1 protein-coding gene is annotated in these 507 nt (G+C 71.8%); it reads right to left on the bottom strand.

The window, feature by feature from the left end; translation table 11 throughout:
• The coding region (locus AUL35_RS18705) for a methyl-accepting chemotaxis protein (RefSeq protein WP_244493830.1) at positions 1-507 on the bottom strand (507 nt) is incomplete at both ends.

Genomic DNA, 507 nt, shown 5'->3' with positions numbered 1-507 from the left:
GGTCGCGGCCATTTCGCTGGCGGCTCCGGCATTGGCCTGCGTCACCTGGTCGAGCTGGACGATGGCCTGGTTGATCTGCTCGATGCCGACCGACTGCTCGCGGCAGGCCGCCGTGATCTCCGACACGAGCTCGGCCGTGCGCCGGATGTCGGGCACGAGCTGGCCGAGCCGCTCGCCCGCCAGCTCCGAGGCCCGCAAGGTTTCGGCCGACAGGAGCCCGATCTCGGCCGCCGCTCCTTGAGAGCGCTCGGCCAGCTTGCGCACCTCCGAGGCGACCACCGCGAAGCCCTTGCCGTGGGAGCCGGCGCGCGCCGCCTCGATCGCGGCGTTCAGAGCCAGAAGGTCGGTCTGGCGGGCGATCTCCTGGATCACCGAGATCTTCTGGGCGATCGTGCGCATGGCCTCCACCGAGGACTGCACCGCGGTGCCGGTGGCCTCCGCGCTCAGCCGGGCCTTGGCCGCCACCGCCTCCGTCTGCGACGCGTTGTCCGCGTTCTGCCGGACGTT

The organism is Aureimonas sp. AU4, assembly GCF_001463765.1.
GTDB lineage: Bacteria > Pseudomonadota > Alphaproteobacteria > Rhizobiales > Rhizobiaceae > Aureimonas.
Note: the sequence above shows the minus strand (reverse complement) of the source record. Positions and strands in the feature narration are given on the sequence as shown.